Genomic DNA, 17609 nt, shown 5'->3' on the forward strand with positions numbered 1-17609 from the left:
CAATTCGGAGGGCACTGTTCCGTTGTGAGCAAAAATTTGACTAAAAGGACTGAATTCTTTGCCTGAAAACCAGCAAGACCCATTAAAAGAAATCATGAAAAAAGCAGGGATCAAGAATACCAAGCATAGGAACTTGATATTTGACCTGCTTCAGAATGCGGAAGAACCTCTGACGGCTGAGGAGATTTTTATTTCTCTAAAAGATAAAAGCTTGTCCATTTGCCTTTCTACCGTCTATCGTACGCTGGAAAAGCTGATGTCGGGCAATCTGCTTCTCAAAACGAATATCTCTGATGACGGCAAAGCCAGATATGAACTGAATCATGACCAGCATAAACACTATCTGATTTGTATGAAGTGCAACAAACGGATCTCGATTGCGGACTGCCCAATGAAAGAATTCGAAAAGGCCCTGAAAGACCAGGCCGATTTCGATGTGATCCAGCACAAATTGGAAATCTACGGTTACTGTCAGGACTGCAAGACCTCGCCGCAGCCAAAAAGATAAAAATACTTTTCTTTGACTTTTTTCCCTGTCAGCATTTCCAGCGCCCTGGCGTAATAGAGAATCTGCTGGCGGTACCTTTCCAGAATAATGCGGGATCCGCCTTCCGGAATCCGGTCCGTCTTATAGTCAACCAGAACAATCCCGTCCTCTTCCTCAAAATAACAGTCAATAATGCCCTGCAGCAAGACGACCTCCTGCCCGCAGGCACCTGCCGCCATGTCAGGGAATACTTCCCGGCATGGTATTTCTATATTAAAACGGACTTCACGGTTTACACTGCCTGAAGCCTTCATTCTGCGTCCGAGCGGGGACTCGAGAAAAAACATTATCTTTTCCGGATCGACGCTTTCAGCCTGCTGCTCTGTGAGCAGTTCTTTTTTGACCATTTCCTGAATCTGATTCGGAATGTCATTGCGCTGAACATCCAGGTGCTGCATGACAAAATGCAGAATTGTTCCCACTTCTGCCGCATTTAGCCCTTTCTTTTCTTCGAGAAACAACGGCTTTTTGATCAGCTGCGGCAGGGAAGCCGATCCGTTTGCAAGCCCCAGCCCTGTCTCTTCCGAAAGCTCCGCTTCCAGCCGTCTCTTCAGTTCGGTGACAGAGACTTTGGGCGGGATTCGGGTACTGGCAGTGAAAGTATACTCCCAGCCAAGCCTTCGCGCAATCTCTTTCTTTACATCTCTGCGGTGGAGTCGATCACTGTCGCTGTCATTATTATCACTATTATCTCTACTATCGTTATTATCGTTATTATCATCATTAACTTCGGTATCACCGTGATCTTCGGTCTCCTGATGTAAACTAGCCAGCCATCGGATGAATGTTTCTTCTTCCTTTTCCTGAACGGCTGATCTGCCAAGAAGCTCATTTTTTGTCCACATGCGGATCTGCCATTCGGACGGATCGTCAAGCAGACCGTTTCCCGATGCTCCCTCTGTTACATCGGTAGGATACCCGAGCCAGCCGGCCCGAGTGGCAGTGCTGCAGCCCCGGTACTTTATGAGTGCCGGCCCGATCCAGTCCAGATATTTTTCTCCTTTGAATACTTCGTATGCAGGCAGCTTTTCCGGATCACCTGCAGCAGCTTTAGACCATTTATTCAACGCCTTCCGAGCATTGGAAACTGCTCCGGAGATAATCAGCTTTTCCCTGGCTCTGGTCAAGGCCACATAGAGAATCCGCATTTCTTCCGACAGGGTCTCCATCCTGATTTGTTCCCGAATTGCATATTTAGGAACAGACGGATACGCTATCCTGAGCCTCGGATCCGCAACGTCAGGACCGAGTCCAAGCTCCTGATGAAATAAAATACTCCTGTTTAAATCATGAAAGTTAAATTTCTTGCCGCATCCGGCCAAAATAACGACCGGGAATTCCAGCCCTTTGCTTTTATGAATACTCATAATCCGGACGACATTATCATTTTCACCAAGGATTTTGGCATTGCCAAAATCACCCTGGTTGCTTTTAAGCTTGTCAATGAAATTAATAAAATTGAACAGCCCTTTAAAACTCGTTTCCTCATATTGTCTGGCCCGTTCAAATAGAATCCGGAGATTGGCCTGACGCTGCACGCCCCCAGGCATCGCTCCGACAATCCCATAATAGCCTGTCTCGGTATAAAGCTGCCAGAGCAGCCCGTCGGCAGACAGATATTGAGCGGTGTCCCGCCATCTGTGAAGGTTGCTCAGGAACATTGCTGCTTTCTTTTTCAGCGTTTCTTTTCCAGGTGTTTCGTTCTTCATTTTTCCTATCTCAGATTTTCCGTCCGCGAGTTGATTCTGAAATTTGATTCCCGGCTTACTGCTCTCTAATTCGTTATCAGGCTTTCCGCTCTCCGGTTCAGGAGTATCCTCTTCTGCCGTCTCTTCCACCAACTGTTTAAGCGCCTCATAGATCGGCACATGCCGTCTGGTAAGCCGCAGCCCGGCGAGTTCATCAGATGAGAAAGCGGCCAGCGGCGATCTCAGAACGGCCAATAACGGAATATCCTGCAACGGATTATCAATGATCTGGAGCAGTGACAGGATCACCTGTACCTCGGAAGACTTGAAAAATCCTGTGCCGGTATCAGCAAAGGCAGGGATGCCAGCCGCCGTCAGTTCCTCTGTGAATACCTCGGACCAGTTCCGGGTGGTCCGGAGAAGAATGACAATGTCGCTGCAGCGCAGCTCTCGGTACGCTTTGCTTTCCTTATCATAAACTGCCGCCCGTCTGCCCTGTTCGTCCGGCTGGAATAGTTCCTCTATCCTTCGAACCGTAAAGCGGGCTTCGCACTGGATCGCATCCAGCATCCCCGGGTCAATCTGTTCCGTTTCATCAGAGAGGCCATTTGAGGCGTCCGCAAACTCCGTCAATTCCTGTTCTTCCTGACCTGAACTGTCAGAAAATCCGTTTTCCTGATCCAACCGCTCCGGATCACCTGTTTGAATAAGATGAAATTCTACGGATCCGCCAACAGTCAGCTGTTCCTGGTCATTTTCGGCAAAGACGGCTCCCGGATTCAAAGCCTCGTTGTCATTGTAGTCCAGTTCCCCGACCTGAACCGACATGATCTGCCTGAAAATGTAGTTAACAGCATCAACCACTTCCCGGCGGCTGCGGAAATTCTTATACAGGCAAATTTTTCGATGGCTGGCGCCTTGTTCCGGAGAGTAACTGTGATACTTCTCCAGAAACAGTTCCGGTTTAGCCTGTCTGAATCTGTAAATACTCTGTTTGACATCTCCGACCATAAAGACATTCGGTCTGGCTGATCCTGTCCGGGAAATCATCTGAAGCAAAATCTCCTGGACCAGATTGCTGTCCTGGTACTCATCGACCAGAATTTCCGCGAAACGTTCCTGATAGCGTTTGGCTGCTTCAGACGGCACATACGCTCCCGTTTCATCCTGCACCGTCAGAATTTCGAGGCAAAAATGTTCCAGGTCATTAAAATCCACCAGAGACTTGCCATTCTTTTTCAGCGCATATCTGCGTTCAAATTCAACAACCAGTCTGCTTAGACACTGCATCAGCGGCCGGAGGGTCTGCAAATCTGCTCTGATATCTGCCGAATCAGCTGCCAGGGCCCGTTCTTTCAGTTTACCAATCTTCTTTTTGACCTGATCCCGGATTTCTTTGACCTGCTCTTGAACAGCTTTATCCGCATCTTTGCCGGCTGACGGCAGTCTTTGAAACGGGTAGTTCCGGGCTGTTTGGGCAAGGTCATCCCACCTGGCATTACGCTCTTCCAGACAAAGCTCCCGGATATGCTGCAGAAAGCAGTATTCTTCCTCGAAGATAGGACGGTATTTATCCAGTCCTGTACCAGGCTGCAGAAGCGCAACTGCGGCCTGCATATTCTGTATCAGTCCCTCAATTTCAAGTCCGATACTTTTAAGCAGGATTTTTCCCCAGCTGGTCTGACTGAAATCCGTCCCTTCGGACATGCCGAAACGTCCGGTCATCTCCGCAAGCCATTTTTCCGGCCAGGGACTGCTTTGTATAAACGTATGCAGATTCAGCACCATGTCCTGTAAGGCCTGATCGTCCCTGTTACCGCCATAACACTCTAATAGTTCAAGAAAATCGTGATTCTCGGCATTCTCTTCATACATTTCATCAAACAGGTCATTGAGTACTTCCATTTTCATCAGCATCGTTTCCGTCTCATCGGCAATCCGGAAAGACGGATCAATATTTATGGCCTGGAAGTTACTACGGATGACCTCAAGACAAAACGAGTGAATGGTTGTAATACTGGCTTTGCTTAACAGCGTCAGCTGTTTTTGCATATTGGAAGACCCCGGGTTGCTTTCCAATACTACAGCGAGAGCTTCGGCAATCCTTTCCCTCATCTCTGCCGCAGCTGCATTGGTAAACGTCACCACGAGCAGCCGGTCAATGTCCACAGGGTCATCGTTATCCGTAATTCTTTGGATGATCCGCTCCACGAGTACGGCCGTCTTACCGGCCCCGGCAGCCGCTGCAACCAGCAGGTTGCAGTCCTTGGCTGTAATTGCTTCCCATTGTTCATTCGTCCATTTCGTCTGATCAGTCATGATTTTGTTCCGCCTTCATGATATGGTTCCAGATTTCCTCATCTCCGTGGGCGGTCAGCAACCGGAAGCTATTTTCCTTTCTGGCCGGATCAAATTGGCAGACTGCTGCGTAGCAGCAGTAGGTACACGAGGTTATCCGCTTTTTCTTGTACGGCGTGATCGAAACACTGCCGCCCATCATTTCCTCACATAAGTCTTTCAGAAGGTTCCGGACATATTTTCTGAGGATTTCAAATTGTTCCAGGGTAGCTGCCGAGGATTTGCCCAGAAGGTCTCCCTTATTGATCCTAGCCGGAATAATTAGCGAAGTGCCGTCGATGGTCCGGTCCATTTCCTTAATCAATTTGACATCCGCGAGCAGCAGGCCCTTCATTTTCAGTTGTTTCATAATGTCCAGCTCGATCTCTTCCTCCGTAAGCCTGCCATCAGCTCTGACGATAGGATCATCGATCCGGAAATACAGGATGCCTCCCGGCAGGACTGGTTTTTCCGTCTCCAGCCCACTGTTCTGCCAGAGGGCATCGAGATACGTGAATAACTGGATCTGCAGTCCGTAATAAACGTCGGCCAGTTTGAAATCCTTGCTCCCAGATTTATAATCCACGATTCTGAGGTAGGTCCCTTCTTCAGCTTCCAACGCATCGACCCTGTCAATCCTTCCGCTTAAAGACACCTTCCGGCCTGAATCAAGTTCAATCACAATCGGCGGGAACTTTTCCCGCTCGCCAAATCCAAGCTCATAACCCAACGGCTCAAAGCCACTGCGCTTGAGGTGCTCCGCAATCATCCAGACCGCACGCGTGATGACCCTTTTCAGTCTCAAGGCAAGTGAAGTATACCGTTGGGAGGACGTGAGGCCGGACCCCTGCATTTTTCGAAGCATTTCATCCACAATCTCCGAGACTTTCTCCCGGCACCACGGTCTTTCCATCTCTCGCCAAGAGATTTGCTGCTGCGCCGCCTCCAGCGAAAATCTTTCGAGAACGGCATGCATAAACGTCCCGACATCCGGCGGACTGAACTGATAAATCTTTCTCTCTTTGGCTTCAAGTCCATATTGAAGATAAAATGCAAACTGACAGGACGCATATTTTTCGAGCCTCGATGCACTGGCATGAGCCGATGCGCCATACAATGCCGTTATTTTTGCTGAGCTGACCGGCTCGGCAATATTTCTGGCTGAGAATGCTGTCTGAAGTGCCTCACAGCGCGGTTTCCATTCTTCCAGCCCATTGTACCAGCGATAGACATCCCGCCACCAGCCGTTGATTTCCAGCCCTTCTGCCTTGCGGCGGAAAGCTGCAACCATTTGTTTGAAAGAAGGAGATTTTCCGGTCAGCTGTTCCAATTCAGCACTTTCTAGCCAGGTATTTTCTGTGCCGGCATTCACCACTTCTGTATTCTTCGTCTCTGTATTCTCTGTCCCTATATTCTCCGTCTCAGCATTTTCTTTACCAGCAGCAAACCTGGATAGCGCTGGAATCAGCGTGCTGTTTTCCAAAATTTCCGGGAACAGCTTCCTCAGCCGGTAAATCACCAACGAAGGCCGCAAGCTTCGGCCTTCCTGGTCGGCGATCGGCCAGCTCAGGCGAAGATAAGCAGATGCGGTCGTTAAAGACCGGTAAATCAGATACTGGGCCTGAAAGGCCTGCGTGCGGGTATCATTAGCCAGTTCAATCCCAACCGTATTCAGCGCGGCACGGTCCGCATCGGCCAGGATACCTTCCGTCTGCGCAGTGGAAGGGAACACCCCGTCATTGACCCCTAAAATAAAAAGTGCTTTGATCTGATGGCTTCGGAACCTCTCGATGCTGCCGATCAGAACTTGATCCAGCGAAGCCGGTATCAACCCGATCTGATATTCGGCGAAGCCGATTTTCAGGGTGTCCGTAAAGCTTTCCAAACTCAAAGGCTCCTCGCCCATCGTCTCCACGGTCTGATCCAGGACGTTCATCAGGATATTCCAGACCTGGCCGTATTCATTGGCCAGATTCAGCATACCCTGCCGCCTGAATTCTTCCATGATCCTTTCCAACCTGGCCGGGACGCCTATCCCGCCAAGAAAATCATACAGGGCTTCGCAGATTTCCGAAGCCTTTTTTCTGTTTTTGGTTTTGGCGCGAAATTGAAGAAGCGGGACTGCAATTTCACGTCTGGTCTGATTGATCTCCTTCAGCTCTATTTTGGCCTTTTCCACATCTTGGGGCCGCTGATTCTCTTCCGGCAGCAAACCCGGATGCATCGTCCAGTCTTCATTTTTCGTCCAGCGGCTTCCGCGGACTCCGCAGGCCAGTACATAATTTTCGATGCGGTCCATACGCTCCCTGTCCAGACCGGTCAATCCGGTTTTCAGATACGCAAATACCGCTTCATAAGACCAGTGGTCGTTAAATATATCGAGCATCGCCAGAATCATTCTGACCAGCGGCTGATCTGTGATCTCGGTCTTACTGTCCAAAAAATATGGAATTTCATACTCAGCAAAAACAGTTTCCAGGAAACTCCGGTAGCCGTCCAGATTTCCGGTGACTACGGCGATATCTCTGTATCTGAGCCCTCGATCCCGGCAAAGCCTGACGATGTCTGCCGCTGTAGCTTCAATCTCCGCATAGATATTTACCGAAGCATGCAGGGAGATATCCCTGGTTGCTTCTGGATATACCCGGTACGGATAGGCATCATAATACCGTTCGAGGTGGGACAACTCCGTACTGCAGCGAAACCTGGGCAGAGGAACTTCCGCCAAATGAACCGACGGCTCAATCTCCAAGCCCGCCTCCTGGCAGATTTTCTTGAACTTACGGTACACGCCTTTGACTTCAGAGAATACATCGGTTTCCATCAGACCTTCTTCATCAAGACAGTCCGTACACAGACAAATGTTCACCCTGTTCACCTTAAGCAGCAGCCTTGTGATGACTTTGTATTCCTGCGGTGTAAATCCGGCAAAACCATCAACCCAGATTTCTGCGCCGTCAAAAATGTTTGTGGATTCCAGCTTGGCTGCCGCCAGGGTAAGATCATCGTCACTATCCCGATATCTTTGCCGGATCAGTTCCTCGAACCCGGAATAGACGGCATTCAGTTCAGCCAGTTTGTCCCTGAGCGGCTGGTCCGCCATATCGGCAATGACGTTCTGCAGATCTTCCGGCGTAACATTATACCGTTTCAGCTCTGTGATTAGCCCTGAAAGCGAACTGACAAACCCTTTGCGGTCGGCTGATCTCGTATAGACCTTCAGTTCGTCTTTAATCTGCGTAAGGACACGGTAGATCAACATGCTCTTGCCTGCCGGGTGGATATGCGGGTACGTGATTCCGCCCGCCTCGTTAAATACCCTGAATGCCAGGCGGCGGAAACTTAATACTTCCGTCTTTAGAATCCCGCCGGTCTTCAGCACATTAATCAAGTCCCTCTCCGCCTGCAGCGTATACTGTTCCGGCACAAGCAGCACCAAAGGATGATCCGCTCCGTTTTTGACGCGTTCCTTTATTTCATTCAGGCAATAGGTGGACTTGCCGCTGCCGGACCGTCCGTAAATAAACCTAAGACTCATCCTGTTCTCCGTTCCTCTGAGAATTATCCAACTAAGTACTCGTAATTCTGTGTTTTTTCATTCTTGAGTTATTCAAACGTACGGTCTTTGGTTTCTTCAATCAGCCTAATAAAAGCCGCTTGAAACCGCTCATTGTCTTCTTTGGTTCTTTTCTTAACATGGGTGGTTCTTCCTCCCCCGCGCCGTACCTTTTGTCCGACGTGACGTTCAAAAAGGAGGCGTTCAATATTGTTGTCGGTATAAATAAGACCATTTTGATTAATGGCCCTGGCGCCTTTCCCCAGAACAAGCGCCGCCAGTCCGTAATCCTGCGTGACAACAATATCCTCCCTGTCCAACCGCTTCATCAGTGCAAAATCCACACTGTCCCGGTCCTGGTCCACGGTGATCACCGTACTGTAGTCGTCCTTCAGTTCATGGGAAGTATCGATGATCATGATGACCGGAAGTTCAAATTGTTTCGCGCAGCTCACAATGAGCTCCTTCACCGGACAGGCATCCGCGTCAACCAATATTTTCATGTCCTTGCAGGGCCTCCTTGATCTCGGTTAAAAATAAATCCCCGTATTTCTGCAGTTTCCTTTCGCCAACGCCATTTACCCGGATCAGCGCATTTCTGTCCTGCGGACAGTTTTTGGCCATTTCCCTGAGCGTGCTGTCCGGAAAAATCATGTACGGAGGTAATCCCTCCTGCTGGGCAATCTGTTTGCGCAAGGCCCGCAGTCTTTCAAATATTTGTTCAGCGGCGGTGAGCGATACTTCTTCCCGCTGCACCTGAATCTGATACACTTTTTCCTCACTCTTAAGCACAGCCGTCGCTTTCGGCGCAAGCTTCACTACCGGATACTGACCGCCTGCAACCATAAGATAACCTTCGGCTGCCAGGAAACTGATCCTGTCCTTAATCTCCTGCAGCGGTGTGTCCTTCATGATCCCATGGGTAGATAGTCTGTCCAGCCCAAACTGCAGAACTTTTTTGTTCTGGGAGCCTTTGAGTACCTCGGCTACCAACGCCGAACCAAAACGTTCCTTCATCCGGTAAACACAGGACAGGATTTTTTGGGCATCCAGAGTTACATCAACCTTTTTCCGGTCATCGTCACAGTTGCTACAGTTCCAGCATTTATCCGGACTTTCTGTTTCTCCGAAATACTCCAGAATGGTCTGCCTTAAACATCTCGATGTATGGCAGTAATCGACCATGGCCTGCAGTTTTTTATACTCATTGGCCACACGCTGTTCCTGAAATATGGTTTCTTCAATCATCATTTTCTGAATCTGCACGTCCTGGGGACCAAAAAGCAAAAAACACTCTGCCGGCTCACCGTCACGGCCCGCCCTACCAGCTTCCTGATAATAGGATTCAATGTTTTTGGGCATGTTGTAATGGATCACAAACCGGACATTGGATTTATCGATTCCCATGCCGAAAGCGTTTGTTGCCACCATCACAGCAATCTCGTCATAGATAAACTTTTCCTGATTGCGCTTTCGTTCGTGATCGGGCAAACCGGCATGGTAACAGCCGACTGAGAATCCCTGTCCTTTCAGCAATTTATAGAGTCTGTCGACATCTTTGCGCGTTGCGGCATAGATAATTCCTGAATCATCGCGGTTATTTTTCAGACGATTCTGAACAAATATCTTCTTGTTTTCACCGCGAAGAACGGAAAACTTCAGGTTCGGCCTGTCAAATCCCGTGATAAAGCAATTGGGTTTCCTAAGGCCCAGCATGCGGATAATATCCTGCCTGACTTCCTCGGTGGCCGTAGCCGTAAAAGCCCCGACCAAAGGCCTTGCGGGCAGGGATTGAAGAAACTTGCTGATCCGCAAATAGCTCGGACGAAAGTCATGGCCCCACTGGGAAACACAGTGCGCTTCGTCTACAGCCACAAAATGGATTGGCAGTCCATTCAGCCTGGCAAGGAACTCTTCGGACTCCAGACGCTCCGGAGCCAGATAGACCAGTTTATACTCTCCCCGCTGCATCCTGTCAATGCGCGACCAGGTCTCTTTCGGAGAAATAGAGCTGTTGATAAACGTAGCCGGAATGCCGGTTTGGCCGAGACTGTCCACCTGATCTTTCATTAGAGAGATCAAAGGAGAAATAACCAGCGTAACCCCTTCAAACAAAACCGCCGGAATTTGGTACGCAATCGATTTGCCTGCCCCTGTAGGCATAATGGCTAACGTATCCTGCCTCTGAAGCAGGCTTTCAATGACTTGTTCCTGCCCTCCTCTGAATTCCCGATAACCGAAATACTTGAGCAGGGCTTCTTTTGCTTTCGCAATCATATCGAATATCTCCCATCCGTCGGGATTATAGAAAAATAACCATAGAGCAGAATCTATGGCTGATTTTATGTATTAGAGTTCGCCGGAAAAAAGTCATTTCCTTTATTAATTTCAGGATTTTTGTTACAATTCTAATCAGATTGCTTCTGCAATTATTTTCAGGAGGTGTTTCTGTGAACAAGAAACCGAAAACAAAATATCCGCGCGCTTTCTTTAAAGTCAAAATGGGCACTCAAATTATCCAGCCCCGGAAAGGTGCCGGAGCAAAAGACTCAAATCCTTACAACCGCAAAGCCAAACACAAAAAAACCATCGCGTTCGAGCACTTCGATCCGGTGGTTTTTTTGTGGTATTCGTTTGGATGGATATCTTGAAAATTTGCCGTTTTTGAAGTTTACTACACTAGTATAGTAGATTTCAAAAACGGCAAATTTTCAATGTAGGTTGTCCCATTCTGAATATATAAATGAGCATCATCCCTTTTCTAAAGAAAAGGTTGTTTGGAACAAGACCAAAATTAGTTAATTCTGTTCTCCCCCAAAAATAAGTACACCTTTCGGATAATGATCCTGCACCCAGACCAAACTATTTTTGTCTGTTATCTCCTGGATATGTTTCTTATAGGCATCATACCAGTCCTGATGATTCGTACTGGCATATTTGATATCCTCACTGCCGAGGATCTTCCGGCATAGGATCTCCATCAGACTTCCCTTTAAGCCTGTCTGTCCGCCTTTTGCAAATTCGGAGAATAGGTAAGGCAGTGCTTTTTCATCCATGGCAATAATTGTTTCAACCTCTGTCGGATGCGCATTCAAATAATCATAGGGATTTGAGGAATCCATTGGTGATGTCATGATCTTCTCCAGACAATTTTTAACCTGATCCGCATTATTGGCTACTATATTCCCATCTGTATATCCATAACTGGCATAGACGCTGTTCAAGCGGTCAATCATTTCCTTCAGCTTTCCGATATTGTCGGAATAAAGACGTACATCTCCTTGCATGACCTGCTCAATCCGGCTCCTTGACTTTGACCAGCTATACCCTTCCAATTGCCCAGTACTGTCGGCAAATCGAATGTTAATGATTTGGACGTTATCCACCAAAGCAAAGAGCAAAATGGCATTGCGATCAAACACATTTCCGATGATTCCGTCTTCTGCCGTAATCGCCGAAGCGTTATTAATCCGATAATTAATGGTTATGCCATATGGCTCAGCGGACGTCTGCAACTCGACTTTATCCCGGACAACCCCTTCTGGCAAAGGCATCGCGTCAATCAGCGCGATAACCTTGCTCGCATTGCCTACATACGGTGTTTTGTTGGCCAGTAATTTATCGACCGCGTAGCCTGAGTACGTTTTCTGCCCTGTAGCCGCCCCATTTATCGGGTTTGCTATGAATCCAATCATCAACGCCGCGATCACGATAATTATAGCCGTGCCAACCCAAAAACGAGGCTTTCTGTAATGGATCACATTTTTTATTCTCTCTTTAATATTGTTTTCACCGAAAGCTAAAGGGGTAGCCTGCCAGAAGCTGTTCTTCTGAACTGCCAACGCCAGCAGGGAATTGGCATAATCCGCTTTGATCCCTTGCCCCTTGTTTCTGATAACCGTTTCATCGCAGGACATTTCCATGTCCTTAACCATCAGCGTAAAGCAGAGCCACATCAACGGATTAAACCAATGGATGATCAGAACCAAAAATGCCGCCGGTTTGATCAGATAATCACTTCTCTGAATATGTACCGTTTCATGCGCCAGTACATAGGGTAATTCCCGGGACGAAATGCCTGCAGGCAAATAAATTCTCGGTCTCCTAAAGCCAAAAACAAACGGTGTGCTGATTTGATCTGTCTCATAAATATGCGATAAAGAAGCATCCAGCAGCGTAGCCGTTTTTATCTTTCCTGCAATTTTAAAATAGGAAAGAATATTCCAAATCAGCAGAACCATAACTCCGGCCATCCAGACCATACTGCCAAGCAACATCAGCATAGAAAGCGGACTTACACCCATTGCTGCGACCAGAGGCAGCGTACTGCCAACTGAGCTGTTTACTGTACCGTTTATTGCATAATTTATGTTCTCAAGGCCTGTCATCACCAGCGTCTCAGGCAAAGCATCAGGCTGCATGGCGGGTTTGACAACGTTTAGGAAACTAAAAACCGAGGTAAATGAACCAGGACAGGTCAGTCTGAAAAAAACCGCCAGCCACAACAGATAAGAAAAGACTTTCGGTGCCCTTTTCAGAAGCAGTCGAATCAGGATCACACCGAGAGCCACATAGGAAGCTGTCATGCTCATATCGACAACAGTGCTGAAAACTGTCATCAAGCTGTTCATTGTATCGCCTCCTCAATAATTCGTTTCAGTTCTTCAGCTTCCTTGGCTGTGAGCGTTTTCCGATCGAGGAATGCTGTTAAAAATTGCGGCAGAGAACCGTCAAAGTTTTTTTCGATCAAAGATTGGCTTTCATATTTCTGCACTTCTTCCTTTTTAACAAGTGAAGTGACGACTGCATCAGCATTGTCTAAAATGCCCCGTTCACATAGTTTTCGCAAAACCGTGTAAGTGGTTGACTTCTTCCAGCCCAGTCTTTCCAAAGAAAGCCGTGCAAGCTCAGTCGAATTCACCGGTTCTTTTTCCCAGACGATACTGACAAATCTATACTCCGCATCAAATAATTTATAGTTTTCCATGATACCCCCAAGGTTTATCTTAATAGACCTACTTATAAGTCTATCCCAATAGACCTCACTTGTCAACATAAATCCGCGGTGAAATTTTTTTCGAGGGCAACAGATCAAAGCCTGATATATTTTGTTGCCACTGATTGCACAAACGCACTGTCATGCTCCACAAACAGCAGGGTTGGCCGGCATCTTACAATGAGGTCCTCAATCTGCATCCGGGACAGAACGTCAATATAGTTCAGCGGCTCATCCCAGATATACAGATGGGCCTGCTCGCAGAGACTTTTGGCCAGGAGCACCTTTTTCTTCTGCCCTGCGCTGAACATACGCATATCTTTTTCGAACTGAACGCCTGAGAAATCGAGCTTGTGCAGAATGGTCAGAAAACGGCTTTCCTCAATCTGGTACTGCTCCGCAAAACTGCGCAGACTGCCCTGCAAGTAAGCGGTATCCTGCGAAATATAGGAGATTCTTAGATTACTTCCAATATTGACCTTGCCGCTGGAGGCAAGATCTTCTCCAATCAGCAGCTTTAAAACACTGGATTTGCCGCTGCCATTCCTGCCACTTAAGGCCACCCGCTCTCCTCTCTCTACAGTAAAATGAACATTCTCGCAGACCTTCCTGTCCGCATAATAGATTGCCAGGTCACGTAATTCCACAAGTGTATTTTTCGGGTGTGAAAGAGGTCTCATACTCAGGCTGTCGGCCAGCTCGATATTTTTTAAAAGTTTTTCTTTCGTCTGGATGTTCTTTTGCTGCCGAGCTTCGATCACTTTGGACCGTTTCATCATTTTTGCCGCCTGGTGGCCGATATAGCCTTTATCCGGCTTGATGCCGGAGTTCAGCGTTCCCTTCTTGGTCTTCTCAATTTTATCCGACCAGCCGGCCGTCCGCCTGGCTGCTGCCGATAATTGTTTGATCTCTTTCTGCAGCCTGTCATTCTCTGCTGTTTCAAACGAATCCGTTCTCTCTTTATTGACCCACCACGTTGAAAAATTGCCTTTTTGAAGTTCAATATTGGTTTTATTGATGGTCAGGATATGGTCGATACAACGGTCCAGAAAAAACCTGTCATGCGAAACCAGGATAAAGCCGGTTTTCCTGTTCAGATATTTCCCGACAACGCGCCTGCCCTCTATGTCCAGATGATTGGTCGGTTCATCGATCAAAAGAAAGTTGTGGGGTTTAATAAACAGTGCCGCAAGCAAAACCTTGGTCTGCTCCCCTTGGCTTAAGGCTGCAAAAGGCAGCTCCAGGACATCCTCTGCAACTTCGAGCAATGACAATTCTTTCTGAAGTTCCCAATGTTCAAAAGCAGGGCAGATACTTGCCACTACCTCAATGACATTTTGACTGGGATCGGTAACCTGAAAAGGAAAATAATCAAAAGACACGGGGGATTCAATTGTTCCAAGGTACTCGTATTTCCCGCACAGCAGCTGCAAAAAGGTCGTTTTACCGCGCCCGTTCCGGCCAGTGAACCCAAGTTTCCAGTCCGTATCGATCTGAAAAGATACATTTTCAAAAATATTGTCATAACTGCCGTCATAGCAAAACGTTAAATGGTCGATGTTAATCAACGCCATCGCGATCACCTCACAGTGTAAAAATAATAAGGCTGCAAGAAAGTTTATTCTTGCAGCTTCAAAATATCCTTGAACACAGTTGATGTGCAGAAAAAATGTTAACATAATGCACATTCCAAAACGCTGTCGGTCCAATGTGATCTTTGATTACTTTAAAAGATTGTAACTTTCTTGCTCCGTGGGCTTACTGCTCCTTGCCATCCTTGGCACCGCGGCATTAGCCCGTGGGCGTCACAAGGCCAGCAGCACTTGCTGCTTACTCCGTAACGCTCTTTTCACTTCACATTTAGCAAGAAAGTTTGCGCATCTTCCCATCTCCGATCAAGTTTATCTATTAACAAAAATTCCAAATCAACCTATTAATACATTACTTAACCTTAGTATTATATCAGATAACCCTATCATTCGATACTAGGCTAGAAAACCCTGCAGAATCATATCTTCAGCTTCTTTTTCCGTGAGGCCAAGCGTCATCAGCTTGATCAGCTGATCGTTTGCAATCCTGCCGATCGCCGCCTCATGGATCAGCTGAGCATCCGAATGGAAGGCCGAAATTTCCGGAATAGAAGAAACTTTCGCTTGATCCATAATAATGGAATCACATTGAATATGTCCGCGGCATTGGGCATAGCCGCGCATATTCAAATGAAAAACTTGAGTGGAATTATCCTGCGCCACGGAACGGGAAATGATTTGGGCGGCAGCATCTTCTCCTATCAGCTCAACTGTAATATCGGATTCGGCATTCTGGTTGGTGGTAGTCAGCAGTCTTTCCATGACAATCAGACGCGCGTTCTTGTGCAGGCGCACTTCCGTATCCCTTTTGGTTTGGTCGACACCTCTAATCTGAACCATTTCCAGCTCAGCCACGCCGCCCTCTTCGACTTCAATAATCGTCTTCGGATTCAAAATCCTTTCCCCGCTGCCATCGCCTTCGCCGTAGTGTTTTTCCACATACTTCATCTTGGCGCCCTTACGGACAAAAAATTCGTGAACGCCATCATGCTGGGCTTTCTTGCTTCCCGGGTTATGAATCCCGCAGCCGGCCACAATCAGAACGTCCGAGTCGGCGCCGATTTCAAATGTATTGTAAACGAGGTCATCCATCCCTTCAGACAGAATAACCGGAATATGCACGCTTTCTCCTTTGGTTCCGGGTTTCACAATGATATCAATGCCAGGCTTGTCCTGCTTGGTGATAATATCAATATTTGCAGTCGTATTTCGTCCTGCTTTCTCGCCATTTTTACGGATATTATAGGCTCCATGCGGGATTTCATGCAAATCAGCCACTTCAGCCAGAATTTTTTTATCGATCGCATTCAACATTGGGCTTTTCCTCCTACAATGGTACAGTTATTTCTGCATTCGCAGTTGGAATCCAGCAGCTCGATTTCACCCAGAATTTTAGCCTTGGTGGTCACTTCGCTGATTTTTCCGTCGGACACTAAAACAACCTGGTCGGCCAGACGGAGAATCCTCTCCTGGTGAGAGATAATCACAATCGTCGTGTCATACTTTTTATTTAAATTTTGGAACGTCTCAGTCAGCTTCTGGAAGCTCCACAGGTCAATCCCTGCTTCCGGTTCATCAAAGACAGCCACTTTCAGGTTGCGTGCCAAAATACTGGCAATTTCAACTCTCTTTAATTCCCCGCCCGAAAAGCTCGCATTGATTTCCCTGTCCAAATAATCCTGCGCGCATAAACCCACATCATAAAGCAAATCACAGGAATTCACCTCTTTATCCGGACCGGCAGCCAGCTTTAAAATATCGCGGACTTTCATTCCTTTAAAACGGGGCGGTGACTGAAACGCATAGCCGATACCCAGCCGTGCTCTTTCCGTAATTCCCATCTGGGTAATATCCGTTCCGTCCAATAATATTTTCCCTGCCGTAGGCTGGTAAATACCCATAATCACTTTGGCGATTGAGGATTTTCCTCCCCCGTTCGGACCTGTCATGACGTAAATCTTTTTCTTATCCAGGGTGAGACTGACGTTCTCAAGGATTTCCACATCTGTTCCCTGGTCATCGTCTAACGTCAGGCCGACATTTATCAATTCCAACATCTCAATACCACCTTTTAAGCATTTTCCGATTTAAAAATTTTTGCAACATCTTCCATCATTATCTCTTGATAGATATTTCTTCGGATATTATAGCATCCCAAATTAAATAAAGGAAATCCCAGTATCCTTTAAGTGCTTAATGACTTATTAACGTCAAAAATCAAATAAAATCATGAAGGGCAAATGCTTTCTTTAACGGTTATAAAGCACAAGCGTAAAAAAACCGACTTTTCCCATTCCTGCGTTATACGTCATCTTCTGGTCCATGGACATCCGGACGACATCGATTCCGCTGCCTTCCATCGAATATTGCTTTTTGTCCGGGAAGCGGCAGGGCTCTTCCTCAAGGGCCGAGCATTTCTCACACAATGTGCAAGGACCTGCGCCCATGATCAGAACATCATCCGCAGTGAATTCTTTCCGCAGCGCTTTGTTCAGATTATCCAGAATCTCAATCGACTCCTTCATTTCTTTTGTGGAACGGATTGAGATAATTTTGCAGAGAATGAAAGCCTGACCGTATTTCTGGACCCTGGCTTTTCTTTCCTCCTCCGTCCCTGCTCCGGGCGGACAGGCATGGTTCTTTCCAAAATTTCCGCAGGTATTTCTGGCGCACTGATCGAATACATCCTGTGAAAAAACAATGTTATCAACTTTGATTTCTCTGTATTCGTCAAATCCCAATTTTGTGAAGATTTCGATTAACCGCTCTCTTAGATCCATTTTCTTTGGCCCCTTTTTTCTTCATTTCTAGCACGCAGGAAGCTTGGAACCCTACATATGGAATACTATACAAACTGATCAATTAATTCAAGGGTAAAAGGTCAAACCGTGGATAT

General features: G+C 47.2%; 12 protein-coding genes. 2 read left to right on the plus strand and 10 right to left on the minus strand.

Features of this window, described 5'->3' with window-relative positions; translation table 11 throughout:
• The first annotated feature begins 58 nt into the window (after positions 1–58).
• The gene (locus tag NC238_17175; protein MCM1567643.1) at positions 59–508 is read left to right on the plus strand and encodes a transcriptional repressor; all 450 of its coding nucleotides are present in this window, start codon (positions 59–61) and stop codon (positions 506–508) included.
• Here the strand turns inward: NC238_17175 and NC238_17180 are convergent.
• The 4 genes from NC238_17180 to recQ all read right to left on the minus strand — a co-directional run bounded on the left by NC238_17180 (position 472) and on the right by recQ (position 10405).
• Positions 472–4554 carry a UvrD-helicase domain-containing protein gene (locus NC238_17180; protein MCM1567644.1) on the minus strand — a complete coding sequence of 1361 codons (4083 nt, stop codon included), beginning with the start codon at positions 4552–4554 and terminating at the stop codon, positions 472–474. The genes NC238_17175 and NC238_17180 overlap by 37 nt on opposite strands.
• The gene (locus NC238_17185; GenBank protein MCM1567645.1) at positions 4547–8110 is read right to left on the minus strand and encodes an exodeoxyribonuclease V subunit gamma; all 3564 of its coding nucleotides are present in this window, start codon (positions 8108–8110) and stop codon (positions 4547–4549) included. Before NC238_17185 ends, NC238_17180 begins: the two co-directional genes overlap by 8 nt.
• Positions 8111–8178: 68 nt before the next feature.
• Entirely contained in the window at positions 8179–8631 is a 453-nt protein-coding gene (locus tag NC238_17190; GenBank protein ID MCM1567646.1) for a YaiI/YqxD family protein, read from the minus strand.
• Positions 8615–10405, minus strand: a complete 1791-nt coding sequence (gene recQ, locus NC238_17195) for a DNA helicase RecQ (protein ID MCM1567647.1) — start codon at positions 10403–10405, stop codon at positions 8615–8617. Before recQ ends, NC238_17190 begins: the two co-directional genes overlap by 17 nt.
• Positions 10406–10578: 173 nt before the next feature.
• Between recQ and NC238_17200 the strand changes: the two genes are divergently transcribed.
• Entirely contained in the window at positions 10579–10779 is a 201-nt protein-coding gene (locus NC238_17200) for a hypothetical protein (GenBank protein ID MCM1567648.1), read from the plus strand.
• A gap of 147 nt (positions 10780–10926) precedes the next feature.
• Here NC238_17200 and NC238_17205 read toward each other — a convergent pair whose 3' ends face one another.
• From NC238_17205 to NC238_17230, 6 genes are all read right to left on the minus strand, one after another.
• Positions 10927–12759, minus strand: a complete 1833-nt coding sequence (locus NC238_17205; GenBank protein MCM1567649.1) for a M56 family metallopeptidase — start codon at positions 12757–12759, stop codon at positions 10927–10929.
• A complete protein-coding gene (locus NC238_17210) occupies positions 12756–13115 on the minus strand; it encodes a BlaI/MecI/CopY family transcriptional regulator (GenBank protein MCM1567650.1) in 360 nt (119 codons plus the stop codon). Before NC238_17210 ends, NC238_17205 begins: the two co-directional genes overlap by 4 nt.
• Before the next feature lie 104 nt (positions 13116–13219).
• Entirely contained in the window at positions 13220–14698 is a 1479-nt protein-coding gene (gene abc-f, locus NC238_17215) for an ABC-F type ribosomal protection protein (GenBank protein ID MCM1567651.1), read from the minus strand.
• 411 nt (positions 14699–15109) lie between these two features.
• Complete coding sequence (locus NC238_17220; GenBank protein ID MCM1567652.1) at positions 15110–16027, minus strand: SufD family Fe-S cluster assembly protein; 918 nt, start codon at positions 16025–16027, stop codon at positions 15110–15112.
• The gene (locus NC238_17225; protein MCM1567653.1) at positions 16021–16770 is read right to left on the minus strand and encodes an ATP-binding cassette domain-containing protein; all 750 of its coding nucleotides are present in this window, start codon (positions 16768–16770) and stop codon (positions 16021–16023) included. The genes NC238_17220 and NC238_17225 overlap by 7 nt, the downstream gene beginning before the upstream one ends.
• Positions 16771–16962: 192 nt before the next feature.
• Positions 16963–17493, minus strand: coding sequence for a DUF2284 domain-containing protein (locus NC238_17230; protein MCM1567654.1), 531 nt, complete (start codon positions 17491–17493; stop codon positions 16963–16965).
• Positions 17494–17609: the final 116 nt, after the last annotated feature.

The organism is Dehalobacter sp., assembly GCA_023667845.1.
GTDB lineage: Bacteria > Bacillota > Desulfitobacteriia > Desulfitobacteriales > Syntrophobotulaceae > Dehalobacter.